16 protein-coding genes and 1 tRNA gene are annotated in these 18,436 nt (G+C 64.5%); 3 read left to right on the top strand and 14 right to left on the bottom strand.

What is annotated here, in order from left to right:
• Nucleotides 1-3: 3 nt before the first annotated feature.
• From F3J19_RS13670 to def, 13 genes are all read right to left on the bottom strand, one after another.
• Nucleotides 4-786, bottom strand: coding sequence for an aldolase/citrate lyase family protein (locus tag F3J19_RS13670; RefSeq protein ID WP_167042127.1), 783 nt, complete (start codon nucleotides 784-786; stop codon nucleotides 4-6).
• A gap of 212 nt (nucleotides 787-998) precedes the next feature.
• Complete coding sequence (queD, locus tag F3J19_RS13665; protein ID WP_167042125.1) at nucleotides 999-1,457, bottom strand: 6-carboxytetrahydropterin synthase QueD; 459 nt, start codon at nucleotides 1,455-1,457, stop codon at nucleotides 999-1,001.
• Nucleotides 1,458-1,463: 6 nt separating this feature from the next.
• Nucleotides 1,464-2,096, bottom strand: a complete 633-nt coding sequence (queE, locus tag F3J19_RS13660) for a 7-carboxy-7-deazaguanine synthase (RefSeq protein WP_167042124.1) — start codon at nucleotides 2,094-2,096, stop codon at nucleotides 1,464-1,466.
• A gap of 85 nt (nucleotides 2,097-2,181) precedes the next feature.
• The gene (gene queC, locus F3J19_RS13655) at nucleotides 2,182-2,913 is read right to left on the bottom strand and encodes a 7-cyano-7-deazaguanine synthase QueC (protein ID WP_167042122.1); all 732 of its coding nucleotides are present in this window, start codon (nucleotides 2,911-2,913) and stop codon (nucleotides 2,182-2,184) included.
• 427 nt (nucleotides 2,914-3,340) lie between these two features.
• A tRNA-Phe gene (locus F3J19_RS13650) sits at nucleotides 3,341-3,416 on the bottom strand.
• 94 nt (nucleotides 3,417-3,510) lie between these two features.
• Nucleotides 3,511-4,197: a response regulator transcription factor EsaR gene (gene esaR / locus F3J19_RS13645; RefSeq protein ID WP_167042120.1), complete on the bottom strand. Its 687-nt coding sequence runs from the start codon at nucleotides 4,195-4,197 to the stop codon at nucleotides 3,511-3,513.
• Complete coding sequence (locus tag F3J19_RS13640; RefSeq protein ID WP_167042118.1) at nucleotides 4,198-6,624, bottom strand: PAS domain-containing sensor histidine kinase; 2,427 nt, start codon at nucleotides 6,622-6,624, stop codon at nucleotides 4,198-4,200.
• Entirely contained in the window at nucleotides 6,614-7,213 is a 600-nt protein-coding gene (locus tag F3J19_RS13635) for a DUF4390 domain-containing protein (protein ID WP_167042116.1), read from the bottom strand. The genes F3J19_RS13640 and F3J19_RS13635 overlap by 11 nt, the downstream gene beginning before the upstream one ends.
• Complete coding sequence (gene rsmB, locus F3J19_RS13630; protein ID WP_167042114.1) at nucleotides 7,210-8,649, bottom strand: 16S rRNA (cytosine(967)-C(5))-methyltransferase RsmB; 1,440 nt, start codon at nucleotides 8,647-8,649, stop codon at nucleotides 7,210-7,212. The genes F3J19_RS13635 and rsmB overlap by 4 nt, the downstream gene beginning before the upstream one ends.
• Nucleotides 8,650-8,856: 207 nt before the next feature.
• Entirely contained in the window at nucleotides 8,857-9,714 is an 858-nt protein-coding gene (gene htpX, locus F3J19_RS13625; protein ID WP_167042112.1) for a zinc metalloprotease HtpX, read from the bottom strand.
• A 105-nt stretch (nucleotides 9,715-9,819) separates the two neighbouring features.
• Nucleotides 9,820-10,461, bottom strand: a complete 642-nt coding sequence (locus tag F3J19_RS13620; protein ID WP_167042110.1) for a LysE family translocator — start codon at nucleotides 10,459-10,461, stop codon at nucleotides 9,820-9,822.
• A 112-nt stretch (nucleotides 10,462-10,573) separates the two neighbouring features.
• On the bottom strand, nucleotides 10,574-11,575 hold the full coding sequence (gene fmt, locus F3J19_RS13615; RefSeq protein ID WP_167042108.1) for a methionyl-tRNA formyltransferase: 1,002 nt from the start codon (nucleotides 11,573-11,575) through the stop codon (nucleotides 10,574-10,576).
• A 28-nt stretch (nucleotides 11,576-11,603) separates the two neighbouring features.
• Nucleotides 11,604-12,107 (bottom strand): peptide deformylase, encoded by a 504-nt coding sequence (def, locus tag F3J19_RS13610; RefSeq protein WP_167042106.1) that lies wholly within the window; start codon nucleotides 12,105-12,107, stop codon nucleotides 11,604-11,606.
• A gap of 253 nt (nucleotides 12,108-12,360) precedes the next feature.
• Between def and dprA the strand changes: the two genes are divergently transcribed.
• The 3 genes from dprA to F3J19_RS13595 all read left to right on the top strand — a co-directional run bounded on the left by dprA (nucleotide 12,361) and on the right by F3J19_RS13595 (nucleotide 17,167).
• On the top strand, nucleotides 12,361-13,722 hold the full coding sequence (dprA, locus tag F3J19_RS13605; RefSeq protein ID WP_167042104.1) for a DNA-processing protein DprA: 1,362 nt from the start codon (nucleotides 12,361-12,363) through the stop codon (nucleotides 13,720-13,722).
• A gap of 101 nt (nucleotides 13,723-13,823) precedes the next feature.
• Nucleotides 13,824-14,201: a thioredoxin family protein gene (locus F3J19_RS13600; RefSeq protein WP_167042102.1), complete on the top strand. Its 378-nt coding sequence runs from the start codon at nucleotides 13,824-13,826 to the stop codon at nucleotides 14,199-14,201.
• A gap of 296 nt (nucleotides 14,202-14,497) precedes the next feature.
• Nucleotides 14,498-17,167, top strand: coding sequence for a DNA topoisomerase III (locus tag F3J19_RS13595; RefSeq protein WP_167042100.1), 2,670 nt, complete (start codon nucleotides 14,498-14,500; stop codon nucleotides 17,165-17,167).
• A gap of 156 nt (nucleotides 17,168-17,323) precedes the next feature.
• Here the strand turns inward: F3J19_RS13595 and F3J19_RS13590 are convergent, their stop codons facing one another.
• Nucleotides 17,324-18,424 carry a LysR family transcriptional regulator gene (locus F3J19_RS13590; protein WP_167042098.1) on the bottom strand — a complete coding sequence of 367 codons (1,101 nt, stop codon included), beginning with the start codon at nucleotides 18,422-18,424 and terminating at the stop codon, nucleotides 17,324-17,326.
• Nucleotides 18,425-18,436 lie beyond the last annotated feature (12 nt).

The raw sequence follows: 18,436 nt of genomic DNA, 5'->3' as shown, positions 1-18,436 counted from the left end.
CGTTCATGACCTCACCTCCTGCAATGCCTGACGGGTCGCGCGCAACATCCAGATGACGTCGGCGGCCAGCGCGATGAAGCGGAACCCCGCCTCGCGATACTGCCGGGCGCTCGCCACGTCCATCGCGAAAATGCCCGCGATGATGCCGGCCTTGTCCGCGGCGCTGACGATGCGCGTCATCGCCGCCAGCACGTCGGCGTGCTTCGCGTCGCCTAGATGGCCGAGGCTCGCGGCCAGATCGGCCGGCCCGACGAACACGCAGTCGACGCCCGGCGTCGCCGCGATCTTCTCGACTTCCCGCAGGCCGCGCGCCGACTCGATCTGCACGATCGTCGCGATCTGCGCGTTGGCCGTTTGCACGTAGTCGCGCCGCATGCCGTAGCCGGCTGCGCGCACGACGCCCGCGACGCCGCGCTCGCCGTCCAGCGCCCCGGCGGTCGGATATTGGGTGAGCCGCACGGCGCGTGCCGCATCGTCGGCGGATTCGATATTCGGGAACATCAGCGTGCGCGCGCCAGCGTCGAGCACGCGCTTGACGAGCCACGGCTCGCTGGCAGGCACGCGCACCACCGGCTCGCTCGGCAGGTGCGCCGCAGCGATCGCGCGCAATTGCGATTCGACGCCGCCGCTATCGTTCGGCGCATGCTCCATGTCGATCAGCAGCCAGTCGAAGCCGGCATGAGCGAGCGCCTCGGCCGCGGCATCGCTGCCAAGCGACAGCCACAGCCCGAACAGCGACGCGGGTTCCTTCAGACGTTGCTTGAGGGGATTGGTGAAGGTGCTCATCGGCTGGCCTCGCGCAGTTTCGTGACCGGAAGAGTGTCCGGAAGCGGAGTCAGATATGAGGTCAGGCAGAAACCGGGGCGCTGACGGCCCCGATGCCTGCTGCAACGCAATGCGATGACCGGCATGTCTCGCTCCGTGTGCTTGCCGGAACGATCATACCGTGACAATAACGCGAGGGTTCGCTCGCGCGGCGGGGGGAATGAGCAGCGGGGCTAGTCGCGCGCCTGGCCGCGGACCACGTCGGCCCAGCAGTTCGGCGTCTCGTACAGACGCACCTTGTGCAGACGCAGATTCACGCCGTAGTGCGCGTCATAGACGTTAGCGAGTATCTCGAATGCGATCGCGGCGAGGTTCTCGACGGTCGGAATGCGATCGAGCACGACGGTCTTGTGGCCCGCCATGGTTTCGAGAAAGCCGCGCACCTGCGTGTCGCCGGCATAGACCAGAAACGCGTGGTCCCACTTGTCGACCAGATGCTCGTTGGCGAGCGACTTCACGTCGGCGAAGTCCATCACCATGCCGCGATCGGGCGCGCCTTCGGTATCGACCAGATCGCCTTGCAGCGTGATTTCGAGCACATAGCGATGGCCGTGCAGATTACGGCACTGGCTGCGGTGATCGGGGATGCGGTGGCCCGCGTCGAATTCGAGTTTTCGGGTAATCGTCAGCACGGCAAATCAGGGAATGTTCAGATACTTGTGGGTCTGCATCGACAGGCGCCACTGCGGATGGCGCTTGCACCAGTCGATCGCGAGCTTCGTGTTGATGTCGCGCGAGGGGCCGTCCATCGGCTGGACGAGGAAATACTCGAAGTCGAGCTTCGCGTAGTCGGCAAGGCGCTGGTTGTCCTGCGGGATCACGACCTTCAGCTCGTTGCCTTTGGTCACGACGAGCGGCGCGTCGGCCTTCGGGCTCACGCAGATCCAGTCGATCGTTTCGAGCACGGGCAGCGAGCCGTTGGTCTCGATCGCGATCTCGAAGCCGGCCGCATGCAGCGCGTCGACGAGCGGCTGGTCCAGTTGCAGCATCGGCTCGCCGCCGGTGCAGACCACGAAACGCTCGCCCTCGCCTTGCGGCCATTGCGACGCGATCATCGCGACCAGTTCTTCAGGCGTGCGGTACTTGCCGCCGTTCTCGCCGTCGGTGCCGACGAAATCGGTATCGCAGAAACGGCACACGGCTTCCGCGCGATCCTCCTCGCGGCCCGACCACAGATTGCAGCCCGCGAAGCGGCAGAACACGGCCGGACGCCCGGCATTCGCGCCCTCGCCCTGCAACGTGTAGAAGATTTCCTTGACCGCGTAAGTCATACTGCTATCTGCCCTGTATTCCTGAAGATAATGGCGCGTGATTTGCGCCGCTCGCTGCCCGATGGATGTACCGCCTTGTCGGCGCTCAGACCGGCTCGGTGACTTTTTCACCCGCGAGGTAGGCCTCGTAACCGCGCTTGCGCAGGCGGCATGCCGGGCATTCGCCGCAGCCGAAGCCCCACGCATGCAATTCGGAGCGTTCGCCGACATAGCAGGTGTGCGTCTCGACGCGCACCAGTTCGACCAGTTCGTCGCCGCCGAGCTCGTGCGCCAGGCGCCACGTGTCGGCCTTGTCGAGCCACATGAGCGGCGTTTCGAGCGCAAAGCGCGTGTCCATGCCGAGATTGAGCGCGACCTGCAGCGCCTTCATCGTATCGTCGCGGCAATCGGGATAGCCCGAGAAGTCCGTTTCGCACATGCCGCCGACCAGCACCTGCAAGCCACGCCGATAAGCAATGGCCGCCGCGATCGTCATGAACATCAGATTGCGGCCCGGCACGAACGTGTTCGGCAAACCGTTGGCCGTGGCCTCGATTTCGATCTCGCGCGTCATCGCGGTGTCGCTGATCGCGCCGAGCAGCGACAGATCGATCATATGGTCGTCGCCGAGACGATCGGCCCATGCCGGAAACGCGCGCGTGACGGCCTGCCGGAACCCCTCGCGACATTCGAGTTCGACGCGATGCCGCTGACCATAATCGAAACCGAGCGTTTCCACCGTGTCGTAACGATCGAGCGCCCACGCGAGACAGGTGGCGGAATCCTGGCCGCCGGAAAACAACACGAGCGCGCTACGCTTAGCGTCTTTGCGGATCACCGTGAAACTCCGTGAATGAGAGTGCCAAGTCGCGCTGCGCGAGGTGCGTCATGCAAGCGACGCGGCGCGACATGTACCGGCACCGCTGCCGGCCAAAGCAGTATAGGTCGCGCGTTGCACGTGAACGTGACTGGGCGCTTATACCGTTGATCGCGTCGATCGTCGGGCGACGGGTTCGCCGCAGGTCGCGCCCGCGGGTCGTGCATAACGCACGGCACTCACGTGTTGCACTGATTCAGCCGCTGCACTGATGCGCGAGTGAAGCAACACGTTCGCATGCAAGTCCTTGAACTGGCGCGATTTTATCACGCGACGTTGAACGCTGCCCTCGACCTGACTCGCGAGCCAGCCGCAGAAACGCAAAGAAACGGATACCACCTGAAACGGAAAAGCCCCAGGAATCTTGCGATTTCCTGGGGCTAAATCCTGGTGGCCTGGGGCGGAATCGAACCACCGACACGCGGATTTTCAATCCGCTGCTCTACCAACTGAGCTACCGGGCCAACGAAGAACGAAACTATATCAAGCGATCCGTAGTTCAGCAAGCCCTTTCATAAAAAATTTTGTCGACCGGCCTTTGCGTGCAATACGTGGCACTCATTCGCCCTTGTTCTTGCCGAGATCGACGCCGAGTTGCTTGAGCTTGCGATAAAGATGCGTGCGTTCGAGGCCGGTCTTCTCCGCGACACGCGTCATGCTGCCGTTCTCGCGCGCGAGGTGATATTCGAAATACGCGCGCTCGAAGGCATCGCGTGCATCGCGCAGCGGAATGTCGAACGAGATCGATGCCGTTTGCGCAGTGAGCGCGCCGCCGCCGATGCCGTCGGCCGAGAGTATCGGCAAGGCGGCCGCCGATGCGACCGCCGACGCGCTCACCGGCATCGCCGGCTTCGCGGCCGCGCCTCCCTGCGCCGGCGCATTGCCGCGCGCGAGACCTTGCTCGACCGCCTTCAGCAGCTTCTGCAACGCAATCGGTTTCTCGAGAAAATTGAGCGCGCCGATCTTCGTCGCTTCGACCGCAGTATCGATAGTCGCGTGGCCGGACATCATGATGACCGGCATGGTCAACTGACCTTGCGCGGCCCATTCCTTGAGCAACGTCACGCCGTCGGTGTCGGGCATCCAGATGTCGAGCAGCACGAGGTCCGGCGCCTGACGCAAGCGGAACTCGCGCGCCTCCTGCGCATTTTCAGCGGCCTCCACGACGTGCCCCTCGTCGCTCAGGATCTCCGAGAGCAATTCCCGGATGCCCATTTCATCATCTACCACCAGGATGGTTGCCATTTACGCTGCCCTTGTCTGCACTGTTGCTTTTGTCGTTCCCTGCGACGTACCGCCATGCACCGGATGCGCGCCTGCGCCATGCGCACCGGGTGCCGCCGTGTCGTCCGCCAGTTGAAGGAAGAGGATCGAAATCTGCGCGCCTTCGATCACGTCGCCGGCCTTCATGCGATTGCGAATGTCGATGCGCGCGCCATGTTCGTCGACGATCTTCTTGACCATCGCAAGACCCAGGCCCGTGCCCTTGGCCTTGGTGGTCACGTAAGGCTCGAACGCGCGCGTGAGAATACGCGCGGGAAAGCCCGGTCCGTTATCCGACACTGTCAGACGTACCGCGACGCGTACTTTGCCTTCCGCATCGGGGTCTCCGTATTCTACTGTCCTCGTCTCGAGCAAAACACGCGGATGCTCGACCTCGGCGACCGCATCCTGCGCGTTCTGCAACAGGTTGTGAATCACCTGGCGCAACTGCGTCGCGTCGCCGCGAATCGCGGGCAACGCGGCGAGCTCGACCTGGATCGCGCCCTTGCCTTCCTCGATACCGTACAGCGTGAGCACTTCGCTGACCAGATCGTTCAGTTGCAGATGCGCGAGCACGGCCGGTGGCGTGCGCGCGTAGTCGCGGAAATTGTCGACCATCTGCTTCATCGCGGCGACCTGATTGACGATCGTGGTCGCGCCGCGCTTCAACACGTCCGCATCGGATGGCGCGAGCTTGTCGGCGAGCTTCATCTGCAAGCGCTCGGCGGAAAGCTGGATCGGCGTGAGCGGGTTCTTGATCTCGTGCGCGAGACGCCGCGCGACTTCGCCCCAGGCAATCGAACGCTGCGCGGAGATCACGTCGGAGATGTCGTCGAACACGATCACGTAGCCCGAGGTCTGCATGTCGTCTGTATCGCGCTCGGTGGCCGAGACGAGACGCGCGCCGCGCACGAGCAGCGTGAGCGGTTCGGTTTCGCCCGGCACCTGCACCGAGAACTGCTGCTGCCAGTGCCCGCCGTCGTCGCGGCCGTCGCCGCTCGCCGCTTCGCGGTCGGCAAACGCCTTGCGCACCATCGCGCCGAATTCGCTGAGCACACCGATCTGATCGAGCGACGAACCGAGCACGGTCTGGAACGGCTGACGGAAAATCCGCTCGGCACCGCGATTCGCGGTGGTGATCCTGAACTGCCGGTCGAACACGAACACGCCCGCGGTCAGATTCGCGAGAATGCTTTCGAGATACGCCTTCGAATGCTCGAGCGCGATGCGGTTGTTCTCGACCGCCGCCCGCGCTTCGGACAACTGCCGCGTCATCGCATTGAACGACTGCGTGAGGAAGCCGAGTTCGTCGCGTGACTTGATCTCGCGCTTCGGCGTGTAGTCGCCCTCGGTAATTTCCTTGGTGCCCTGCGCGAGCAGGAACAACGGCCGCGCGAGCTGATTGCCGAGCGCGAGCGCGAGCATCATCGCGATGAAGGTCGCGAGAAACAGCGACAGCGTCAGCGTGCCGATATACATCTTGCGCAGGCCAGTACGGCCGAGCGCCTTCTCCTGATACTCGCGATAGGCGCGCTGCACCGAATCGGCATTGCGCGCGAGCGTGGTCGAGACCGGCTGCGTCAGTTGCAGGAAGCGTTCGGCTGGCTGCAGGAGCGACGCGTTCGAATCGGGAATGCGCTGCACGACGCGCAAACGCAGCGCGCCCTTGCCGCCGTGCGCATGCGGATCGCCGTCCACTTCGCCTTCGATCGCCGCATAGCCGCGACCGCGCGCCTGGTCGATCATCAACGGGGTCGGCAGATCGCTCGGCAGCAGCATCGCGTAGTTGCCGGACGCCTGCGCGACCACGTGCATGTCCGGCGTCGCGCCCGACATGCTGCGGGTCGGCTCGACGATCGTCGCGTCCTGCACGCCGAACTGATCGCGCAAACGCAGCAACGTCAGCGTGGTGCCGGCGGCATCGGCGCTGGCCAGTTGCTCGGACATCAGACGCGCCTTCGTCTGCAGATCGGACAGCGACGCGTCGAGCATGCCGCGCCCGAGATTGAGGCCGGCCGAGAGCGCGGTTTCGACGTTCACGTCGAACCACGATTCGATGCTGCGCGAGACGAACTGATACGACACGATGTAGATGATGCCGCCCGGCACGACGCCGACCAGCGCCATGAAGAACGCCAGCTTCGCGAGCAGCCGCGTGCCGAATTTGCCCGTTCGCAATCGCACGATGATGATGACGACGAGCGCCGCCACCACCAGCAGAAAGATCATCGCGACCGCGACGTTGGCCGCGTAGAGCCACTGGTAGTAGCGGTCGAAGAATTCGGTATTCGCGCTCGCGGCGGCCAGCAGCACGAGCAGCAGCACGGCCGTGACCGCGACCGTCGACACCAGCACGCGCACGACGATGCTGCTGACACTGGTAGGAGATGAGCGCACTTTATTTAGCACGTTCTGTCGCCGTGAAAGTGAAACGCTTCCAGTCGGAGGCGAGGTTCCAGTCGCGGTTGTTCACCGCGTCGATCTGGAACGGCTTGGGCATCAGTGCGATGTCGAGCTGCATGCGCACCGACGCGGTATAGGTTTCGTCGGCATGCACCTGGTTGCGGTCGATCACGTGCCACGACGTGATGTGCTTGATGACCGCGAGCGCATCCTTGAGCGAGGAAAAGCCAAGCTGCAACCCGCCCGACGATACACTCGACACGCGATACTCGCGCGTGAGCGGCTGGAACGACAGGCGCAGGCTCTGCGATACGCTCACTGGCTGCTCGTCGAACCAGTACCAGCGCGGCCGGCTCAGTTCGAAATCGGTCGTGAAATAAAGCGGAATGCCCTTGTTGACCGCGTCTTCGAGATTGCTGTTCAGCTCGAAGTCGAAGTGCGCATCGAGACTCCAGCCGCCATTGTCGGCCTGCAGCGACGCCCGCTGCACCGCGATCGAATCAGCGTGCGCCGCGCCCGGCGCTGCCAGCCATACGGCCAGCGCGATCCAGAACACGGCAGCGAGCCGAAGCGGGAAGAAGCGTTTGATGGTCACCGTTTCTGAAAGCGCGCGTAGAAAAATCCGTCGTGGTCTGAGTTCGCGCCGGCGCTGTCTTCAGCAGGCTGTCCGGCATGAGAACCGGCCGATGAGTCGGCGGGCGCGCGGGCCACTGAGGGTAAAAGCTGCCCCGGCGCGTCCAATCGTACCGCATCCTGATGCTGGTTTCCAAACCACTGTGCCTGCAACTCGCCTTCTTCGGGGAAGATCGAACACGTAACGTAGAGCAACTCGCCGCCTGGTTTCACGAGCGGCCAGAGCGCGCCGAGAATGCGGCGCTGCTCGGCGGCGAGCGCGGCGATGTCGGATTCGCGACGCAGCCAGCGAATGTCCGGATGGCGCCGCACGATGCCCGAGGCCGAGCACGGCACATCGGCGAGGATGCGGTCGAACGGCTGGTCGAGGTCGTCGTGCCATTGCGCGGGGTTGCCCGCGTCGCCGATGCGCACTTCTGCTTCGAGCTTCAGCCGCCGCAGGTTTTCGCCGATGCGGCGCGCGCGCGACGCGTCGCTTTCGAGCGCAACGAGTTGCAGCCTGGCGAGTTCGAGCAGATGGCCGGTCTTGCCGCCGGGCGCCGCGCAGGCGTCGAGCACGCGCATGCCGTCGCGCGCGCCGAGCAGTTGCGCGGCGAGTTGCGCGCCGGCATCCTGCACCGACACCGCACCTTCGCCGAAGCCGGGAATGCGCTCGACGGGCATCGGCGTGTCGAGCCGAACTGCATGCTCGCCCACCTTGCGCGCGGCGATGTGATCACGCTGCAGCACTTGCAGGTACGCGTCGACGGTCGAATGGCGCGCGTTCACGCGCAACGTGAGCGGACCGTGCGTATTGCCGGCCGCCAGCACGGACTGCCATGCGCCGGGCCACGCGCGCTTCACGGCGTCGATCCACCAGGCCGGATAGTTCCAGCGCGCCACTTCGTCGGCTTGGATGGCGGCGAGAAACGTCTCGCGTTCGCGCAGGAAACTGCGCAGCACCGCGTTGACGAGCCCCTTCGCGAAGACGAATTCGCGACGCGCGCCGATCGCGCTCACCGCCTGGTCGACCACCGTGAACGGCGTGTAGGCGGCACTCGCTTCGTCGTCGACGAGCAGCGCGAAAGCGCAGGCGAGTATATGGGCGACATGCGGCGCCGGCGCTTTCTTGACGAGCCTCGCGATCAGCCACTCGGCGCTCGCGAGGCGCCGCATCGTGCGGTAGGCGATGTCCTGCACCGCGCCGCGTGCCGCCGCGGCGCTGCCTTCAGGCACGGACACGAGAACGGCTTGCAGCGCCGCGGGCAGGGCCGCGCCGAGACGCACGGCACCGACAGCCTGAGCCGCGCAGTCGAGCGCGAATCCGAGCGATTCGGGCGACAGATGCAGCGCCGACAAACGGGATTCGCGCGAACGCGCCAGCGAAGAAGCAGAACGCGAAGAAGGCTTTGATGTCATGAAGGGAGCAAAGGCGAGCCGCACGGTGCGCGCGGCGCAGTCAGCGCACATTGTAGCGTGGCGCCAGGCGGGGACCGCCGTGGGGGCGGACGATGGCGGCCGGGCAATCGCACAATGGCGGGGAAGGGCGCAAAAAAAGCGGGCCTCGCGGGCCCGCTTTGCGGTATTTCACGCTTCACGCTTACGCGCCGACCGTCCTCCTGCAACTCAGTCGAAGCGCCCCGTGCGCGCCATTTCCGTCAAACGCGCGATGCGCTCTTCGGTAGCCGGGTGCGTAGAGAACAGATTCGCGATGCCGCCGCCCGACAGCGGGTTCATGATCATCATCTGTGCCGTGGCAGGATGGGCTTCGGCAGTCGGAAACGGAATGCCGCTCGCGTAGCGGTGAATCTTGTCGAGCGCCGAGGCAAGCGCCTGCGGGTCGCCCGAAATCTGCGCGCCGCCACGGTCGGCTTCGAATTCACGGGCACGCGAAATCGCCATCTGGATCAGCGCGCCGGCAATCGGCGCAAGCAGCGCAACCGCGATGCCAGCGATCGGGTTCGCGGGACGGCCGTTTTCATCGCGACCGCCGAAGAACATCGCGAAATTCGCCAATGCGGAAATCGCACCGGCCATCGTTGCCGAGACCGTCGAGATCAGGATGTCGCGGTGCTTCACGTGCGCGAGTTCGTGCGCCATCACGCCGCGCATTTCACGCTCCGACAGCACGCGCAGAATGCCCGTGGTGGCCGCGACCGCCGCGTTCTCCGGATTGCGGCCGGTGGCAAACGCGTTCGGCGCGTCTTCGTTGATCAGATACACGCGCGGCATCGGCAGGTTCGCGCGCGTGGCAAGCTCGCGCACCATGCGATAAAACTGCGGCGCGCTGTTTTCGTCGACTTCCTGCGCGTTGTACATGCGCAGGACCATCTTGTCCGAAAACCAGTACGAGAAGAAATTCATCCCGAGGGCGATCACGAGCGCGAGCATCATGCCGCGCGAACCGCCGATCATCCCGCCGATCACGATGAAAAGGGCCGTGATGGCGGCCATCAGCATCGCGGTTTTAACCCAATTGAACATGTCTGCAACTCCTTGCCCTAAGCGTGGGCCTCGTCTCCAGGCCGCGCGATTGCGGCGCCGGATTGTAAGCTGAATGTTAGATATGGGCGGCGCAGGAAAATTCAATCATCGTGAGGTAGTCGCGAGCTTGATGCCAAGGCCGACGAACGCGCTGCCGACACCGCGATCGAGCCAGCGCTTCACGGCAGGCTTGCCGGAGAAGCGCTGCGTCACGCTGCCGGCGATCCACGCGACAAAGCTGTTCCAGATCATGCTCATGACGACGAACACCGCGCCGAGCGCGAGGAACGCGAACGTCTTGTGCTCGCTGCCCGTCGCCACGAATTGCGGGAAAAACGACACGAAGAACAGCACGACCTTCGGATTCAGCACGTTGGTCCAGAAGCCTTGCAGGAACAATTGGCGCAGCGACTTCGGCGCGGACGGCGAGCGCGTGTCGTTGGCGGGCGCATCCGGCGCCGGTTTCGCGAAAATCAGGCGCGCACCGAGATAAATCAGGTAGATGGCGCCGATGAATTTGACGACGGTGAACGCCGTGGCCGACGCGGCAAGCAACGCGGTCAAGCCAAACGCGCACGCCAGCGAATGAATGCAGCAGCCGGCCGAAATGCCGAGCGCCGACATCAGACCCGCGCCGCGGCCCTGCGCGACGCTGCGCCCGACGATATAAGCCGTATCCGGCCCCGGCGTGACATTCAGAAGAAAAACCGCGACGACGAAAAACTCGAAATGGACGATGCCGAACATAGGAAACCTCGAAATTTTGCCTGCTGCATGGAGGATTCTAACGCGCGGCAGGCTCGCGGCGGCGCCCCTGAACATCCGCCGAACGGACAATGTTCAGGTCATGCGAAGGCAGCTATTCTGCCTGTGGAAGTTGAAAGCGCTGTCCCGTAGCGAGTGCCGAACCGGCCAGGAATTCGCGCACCGGCAGGCGCTTGCCGCCGGGTTTCTGCAATTGCGTGAGACGCAGCACGCCTTCGCCGCACGCGACCACCACGCCCTCGGGCGAGACGTCGACGATAACGCCCGGCGCCTTGCCGTTTTTGCCGCCCTCGGCCTCGGCCGGCTCGGCAACCGCGGCCCAGATCTTGACGACGCTGCCGTCTTCAAGCGTACCCGCGCCGCCGGGAAAGGGATCGAACGCGCGTACCTGGCGCGCGAGCGCTTGAGCCGGGCGGCGCCAGTCGAGCGCCGCTTCATGCTTGGCGATTTTTTCGGCATAGGTTACGCCGTCCGCCGGTTGCGGCGTCGAGGCGAGCTTGCCGCCGCGCTCGAGTTCGATCAGCGCTTTGACGATCAGCTTCGCGCCATCTTCCGCGAGACGGTCGTGCAGGGTGGCCGTGGTGTCGTCGGCGGTAATGGCTGTGCGCGTTTCGGAGATCATCGCGCCGGTGTCGAGGCCGACGTCCATCTGCATCAGCGTGATGCCGGTCTGTGCGTCGCCCGCTTCGATCGCGCGGTGAATCGGCGCCGCGCCGCGCCAGCGCGGCAACAGCGACGCGTGAATGTTGATGCAGCCGAAGCGCGGAATCTCGAGCACTTCCTGCGGCAGGATCAGACCGTACGCGGCGACCACCATCACGTCGTGCGGCGTGGCGCGCAACTGGTCGATCGCGGCGGCGGCTTCCTGCGGATATTTGCCGGCGCGGCGCAGCGAGGTGGGCTGCGCCACGGCCAGCCCGTGCTCCTGCGCGTAGCGCTTGACCGGGCTCGCCTGCAATTTCATGCCGCGTCCGGCAGGCCGGTCGGGCTGCGTCAGCACGAGCGGCACCAGAAACCCGGCGCGATGGATCGCGGCCAGCGCGGCCGCGGCGAATTCCGGCGTACCGGCAAAGATGACGCGCAACGAATGGCTCATGGATGGACGTGGGCGAAGTGAACGCGCGTTACATCGCGTGGGCGAGCTTCTTCATCTTGCTCTTGATGCGCGTCTGCTTCAGCGACGACAGGTATTCGACGAACACGCGGCCCATCAGGTGATCCATTTCATGCTGGATGCAAACGGCCAGCAGCCCCTCGCAATCGAGCTCGAAGGTCTCGCCCTTCTCGTTCAGCGCGCGCACGCGCACTTTCTCGGCGCGCTCGACGTTGTCGTAAATGCCCGGCACGGACAGGCAGCCCTCTTCCGAGAGCTTCCGCTCATCGCTCGACCAGACGATTTCCGGGTTGATGAACGCGAGCAGTTCGTCGTGCGTTTCCGAGACGTCGATCACGATCACGCGTTCGTGCACGTCCACCTGGGTGGCGGCGAGCCCGACGCCGGGTGCGGCATACATGGTTTCGGCCATGTCCGCGACGAGACGGCGAATGCGCTCGTTGACTTCCGCGACCGGCTTCGCAACCTTGTGCAGCCGTTTGTCCGGGTAATTGAGGATGTTCAGTAAAGCCATGATTTCGAGTGTGATTTCAGACGCCGCCAACCATTGGGACGCCCGCATTGGCCATTCGGCCAGGTTGTGAGCCCGTCGCAATACGCAGAGGATGATGGTGTCGAACCGGCTCGATTCAACACGCCCCGTGCGCCGGACGACGAACCCGCGCGGGTGGGCGCGGCGCCGCGATTATTCGCGGTTTATTTCGGATGATGAAAATTTTAGCATGGCGCCCGCCTACCCGCAGGCCCAGCGAAAGGAACGCCCCTGCATGCACACTTTGTCCGCCAGCCGTATGGAACTTGCCGCGTGGCTGCGGCTATCGCTCGCGCCGGGGTTGAAGCCCGACGCTTTGCGCCTCATGCTGGGCGCTTTCGGGCTGCCTGAAGCGATTTTCGCCCAGTCGCCGGAAGCGCTCGCCGAAGTCGCTGGTGAAGCCGCGGCGCGTGCCGTGCTGGCGCCGCCGGCACCGGCCTTCGAGGCGCAACTCGACGCACTGCTCGCATGGCGTGAGTCGCCCGGCAATCAGATCGTGACACTCGACGACCCCGCCTATCCGCCCGCGCTGCTGACGATGCCCGATCCGCCGCCGCTGCTATATATAAAGGGCCGGCTCGATCTGCTGCATACGAGAGCGGTGGCGCTGGTGGGTAGCCGCAGCGCGACGCCGCAGGGTGTCGAGGATGCGCAGCGGTTCGCGCGCGAACTCTCGGCGGCGGGCGTAACCGTCGTGTCGGGACTCGCGCTCGGCATCGATGGCGCCGCGCATCGAGGCGGCCTCGAAGGCATCGGCGGAACGGTCGCGGTGATCGGCACCGGAGCGGACCTCGTGTATCCGGCCGCGCACCATGCGCTCGCGCGCCAGATTGCGGTGCAGGGCGCGATCGTTTCGGAATGGCCGCTCGGCACGCCGGCGCGCGCCGCTAACTTTCCGCAACGCAATCGCCTGATCGCTGGGCTCGTCAGCGGGGTCGTGATCGTCGAGGCGGCGATGCGCTCCGGTTCGTTGATCACCGCGCGGCTCGCCAATGAAATGGGACGCGACATCTTCGCGTTGCCCGGATCGATTCACGCGCCGCTGTCGCGCGGCTGTCACCGGATCATCAAGCAGGGCGCGAGGCTGGTCGAAACGCCGGACGAAGTGCTGGAGGAACTGGGGTTTGTCCGGCGCCCGGAAGTGCGGGCTGGCCGGCCAGCGAGGCAAACCGTTTCGCTCGACCGCGATGCCGGTTCGTGCGTTTCATCAGCGCCGGAGTCTGCTTACGCAGGCGAACGCGATAGTCGGCGCGCGCTCGCAACGACGCAAGGCCATGCGGCGACGATATCCGCTGAGACAGCCTCTGCCGTCAAACTCCCGCTGGAATCCGTAACGGCCAAACCGGCGGGCACGACCGCATCCGCCACGGTCGCCTTTGCGAACCCGCTTGCGCCCGCTCCCTCGCCGAAGCCGCTCGCCCCCGAAGCCCAACGCCTGCTCGCCGCGCTCGGCCATGCGCCGACCACGCTTGAAATTCTTGCCGCCCGCACCGAGATGGGGGACGCCGCCTTGCAAACCACCCTGCTGCAACTCGAACTCGCCGGCGAGGTAACGCTGCTGCCCGGCGGCCGCTTCATGCGTGCCCATCGTGGCTGACCCGCAACAGGCCTTGCGCCGAGCGGCGCGGCCCACCCTTTGGGAGCGGCCATGCTACATTCGCGCCAAAGCACCCGATCTAACGCCAAGGAAACCACCTCATGCCCGCGCTGAACCTCGACACCGACCAGGACCGGATTGCCGAGCGCGTCAACGAACCCGACACGCTGTTCGTTGCCTGCCTCTGCGCGGAGTGGTGCGGAACGTGTCGCGAGTACCGGGACGCTTTCAACCAGTTGGCCGAGCGGCACCCGGAAGTCTGTTTCGCCTGGATCGACATCGAAACCCATGCGGATCGCTTCGACGATCTGGACGTCGAAAATTTTCCGACCATTCTGATCGAAGACTCGGTTACGACGCGCTTCTTCGGTACGGTTTTGCCGCAGGTATCGATCGTCGAGCGGATGCTGTCGGACCTGACGGCGCTGCCCGGCGTGACCGGCGCCCCCAAGCTGCGGCCCGCGCTGGCAGTCGCCTGAGCAGTTTTGCGCCGCGCGACAGGGCGGCGCAAAGGCCGCCAAACCGATGGCGCGGGCGTTGCGCCGCGCCGCCGACGCGCCGCAGCCGCAGTGAACACCCGGCGTTCGCCGCGGCTTGCCCAATCGCAAGGCGCGCAATTATGATGGCGCGCTTTCATGGCACTTGACACGCCGGGTTCGCGCCTTGTGCTATAAAGCGGTCGTTAATGGGTCGCAAAAGGGCATAGACGAGCGTCGCGCGCTAATTTGGCGCGCTCAAGGCCACCAACCCGGATCTACCAACCTCACATCGAGTCATGTCCAAAGCACTGATCATCGCCGAAAAACCTTCTGTCGCGAACGACATCGCGCGCGCTTTGGGCGGCTTTACCAAGCATGACGAGTACTACGAAAGCGACGACTACGTCCTTTCCTCGGCAGTGGGCCACCTGCTGGAAATCGCCGCGCCCGACGAATACGAGGTCAAGCGCGGCAAGTGGAGTTTCGCCAATCTGCCCGTCATTCCCCCGCATTTCGATCTGAATCCGATCGCAAAAAGCGAATCGCGCCTGAAGGTGCTGACCAAGCTGATGAAGCGCAAGGACGTCGACCGTCTGATCAACGCATGCGACGCGGGGCGCGAGGGCGAGCTGATTTTCCGCCTGATCGCGCAACACGCGAAAGCCAGGCAGCCGGTGCAACGGCTGTGGCTGCAATCGATGACGGCCGGCTCGATTCGCGACGGCTTCGCGCGTCTGCGCAGCGACGAAGAGATGCAGCCGCTCGCCGACGCCGCGCGTTGCCGCTCGGAGGCGGACTGGCTCGTCGGCATCAACGGCACGCGCGCGATGACCGCGTTCAACAGCAAGGGCGGCGGCTTCTTCCTGACCACGGTCGGGCGCGTGCAGACGCCGACGCTGTCGATCGTGGTCGAGCGCGAAGAGAAGATTCGCCGCTTCGTGCCACGCGATTACTGGGAAGTGAAGGCGGAGTTCGTCTGCGCGGCCGGCTTCTACGAAGGCCGCTGGTTCGATCCGAAATTCAAGCGCGACGAATTCGACCCCGAAAAGCGCGATTCGCGCCTCTGGGCGCTACCCGCGGCCGAGACGATCGTCGCAGCCTGTCGCGGCCAGCTCGGCACGGTGACCGAGGAGTCGAAGCCGTCCACCCAGCTCTCGCCCGCCCTCTTCGACCTGACCAGCCTGCAGCGCGAAGCCAACGGCCGTTTCGGCTTTTCGGCAAAGAACACGCTGGGGCTCGCTCAGGCGCTGTACGAAAAGCACAAGGTGCTGACCTACCCGCGAACCGACGCGCGCGCGCTGCCGGAAGACTATCTGGATACGGTCAAGCAGACGCTCGGCATGCTCAAGGAGAGCAACAACTACCTGCCGTTCGCAAAACAGGTGCTCGACAAGGGCTGGGTGAAGCCGAACAAGCGCATCTTCGACAACTCGAAGATCAGCGATCACTTCGCCATCATCCCGACGCTGCAGGCACCGAAGAACCTGTCCGAACCGGAGCAGAAGCTCTACGACCTCGTCGTGAAGCGCTTCCTCTCCGTGTTCTTCCCGGCCGCCGAGTATCGGGTCACGACGCGTATCACCGAAGTGGTCGGTCATCATTTCAAGACCGAAGGCAAGGTGCTCGTCGAGCCGGGCTGGCTGCAAATCTACGGCCGTGAAACCAGCGGCGACGACGCGAACCTCGTGTCGGTGCAAAAGGACGAGAAGGTCAAGACCGACAAGATCGCCGCGCAGCAACTGGTCACGAAGCCGCCCGCGCGCTACAACGAAGCGACGCTGCTGTCTGCGATGGAAGGCGCGGGCAAGCTCGTCGAAGACGACGAACTGCGCGAAGCGATGGCGGCCAAGGGTCTCGGCACGCCGGCGACGCGCGCGGCGATCATCGAAGGTCTGCTGACCGAGAAATACCTGATCCGCGAAGGCCGCGATCTGATTCCGGCCGCCAAGGCCTTCCAGCTGATGACGCTGCTGCGTGGCCTCGGTGTGAAGGAACTGACCGCGCCGGAACTGACCGGCGAATGGGAATACAAGCTCTCGCAAATGGAGCGCGGCAACCTGCCGCGCGACGCGTTCATGCAGGAAATCGCGCGCATGACGCAAACTATCGTCAAGCGGGCGAAGGAATACGATTCCGACACGATCCCGGGTGATTACGCGACGTTGCAGACACCTTGCCCGAATTGCGGCGGCCTGGTGAAGGAAAACTACCGGCGTTTCGCGTGCTCGAAGTGCGAGTTCTCGATCTCGAAGATTCCGGGTGGGCGCCAGTTCGAAATCGCGGAAGTCGAGGAGTTGCTGCAGAACAAGACGATCGGGCCGCTGTCGGGTTTCCGCAGCAAGATGGGCCGGCCGTTCTCGGCAATCCTGAAACTGACGCTCGACGACGAGATCAAGAACTACAAGCTCGAATTCGACTTCGGCCAGGATGCGGCCGGCGAAGACGGCGAACCGCCTGACTTCTCCGATCAGCAGCCGGTGGGCGCGTGTCCGAAGTGCAGCGGGCGCGTGTTCGAACACGGTATGAGCTACGTCTGCGAGAACTCGGTCGCCAATCCGAAAACGTGCGATTTCCGCTCCGGCAAGGTCATCCTGCAACAGGAAATTGCCCGCGAGCAGATGGCCAAGCTCCTCGAAGAAGGTCGCACGGACCTGCTGACGAACTTCAAGTCGTCGCGTACGGGCCGTAACTTCAAGGCGTTCCTCGTCAAGCAGAGCGACGGCAAGATCGGCTTCGAATTCGAGAAGAAGGAACCGGCTGCAGGGAAAACCGCGGCGGCCAAGACCACGGCGGCCAGGTCGGCGGCGAAAGCGGCACCGGAAGCGGACGAAGGCGATACGGCCGTGGTCGTGAAGGCAGAGCCGGCGGCGAAGAAGGTGGCGGCCAGAAAGACTCCGGCCACCAGGACCGCGGCGGCAAAGAAAGCGCCGGCAAAGAAGGCCGCAGCGCGGAAAACCGGCTCGTAAGGCAGGCCCAGCCTGGCTGGCAGGTGTCATTCGCAGCAGGATGGCGCATCGCTTGCCAGCATCGGCTTCATCCGCCGCCGTCGATAAAAAAAGGCGCAGTCACGTAAAGTGACTGCGCCTTTTTAATGCGCGGCCCGCGTTGCCGCTAACTTCTGCTTACAGCGGCGACAATGCCGTCGGCCGGGCTCGGCTGGTCGTCTTCGTCAGCGTTTTTGCCACCGGCGACAACTCGCTATCGAGCAGCCGCGAAAGCGGCTCGGCACCATCAAATGCTTCCGGTGCGCGAGGCTCGGTGGAATCGAACATTGCCGATGTCGCAGGCTGCTCCTGGCCATCCTTGATCCACTGCTCGCCGAGCACGCTATTCGGCGTCTGGCTGAAATGCTCGACCAGATGGTCGATGAACGTACGCACCTTGGCCGGCAAATGGCGGCGGCTCGGATACGCAATGTTGATTTCGACCTGCGGCAGGCGGTAGTCTCCGAGCAGACGCACGAGCCTGCCGCGCGTCATGTCGCGGCCGATCAGATAGCTCGGCAGAATCGCGATGCCCATGCCGAGCAGCGCAAACTGCCGCAGCATTTCCGTGTTGTTCGCGACGATCACGTTGGACGGGCGCACGCGGACCTCACCGTCCGGTCCGGTAAACACGCGTTCGTCGCCCCAATATTCGGACGGCAAGCTCAGGCACGGATGCTCGAGCAGATGCTCGGGCCGCGTCGGCATGCCGTGTTTCTCCAGATAGGCCGGCGTCGCGCAGACGGTCATACAGCCCGTGGTGAGGCGCCGCGTGACGATGCTCGCGCTGCGCATCTGCCGCGCGATCACGACGCCGACGTCGAAGCCTTCTTCGACGAGATCGACCTGACGGTCGACCAGCGTGACATCGGGAATCACTTTCGGGTAGCGCTCCGCGTACGTTTGCAGCACGGGCGCGAGGTTATGCAGCCCGAACACGACCGGCGCGACGATGCGTAGCGTGCCGACGGGTTCGTGATTGCGCGCCACCACCATCTGTTCGACGTCTTCCAGTTCGTCGAGGATCTGACGGGCGCGCTCGAGATAGACCTGACCGGATTCGGTCAGCGACAAGCTGCGGGTTGTGCGATTGAGCAGCCGTGTACCGAGCCGGCCTTCGAGGTCGGCAACGTGACGGGTGGCGACCGCGTTGGAAATATCCATTGCGCTCGCAGCGCGGGCAAAACTGCCGAGATCCGCCACCTTGACGAAAACTCGCATCGACTGCAAATGGTCCATAAGACAACTCCT

The organism is Burkholderia sp. Ax-1724, assembly GCF_011752995.1.
GTDB lineage: Bacteria > Pseudomonadota > Gammaproteobacteria > Burkholderiales > Burkholderiaceae > Paraburkholderia.
The sequence above is the reverse complement of the archived record's forward strand: the minus strand, read 5'-3'. Positions and strand labels throughout refer to the sequence as shown.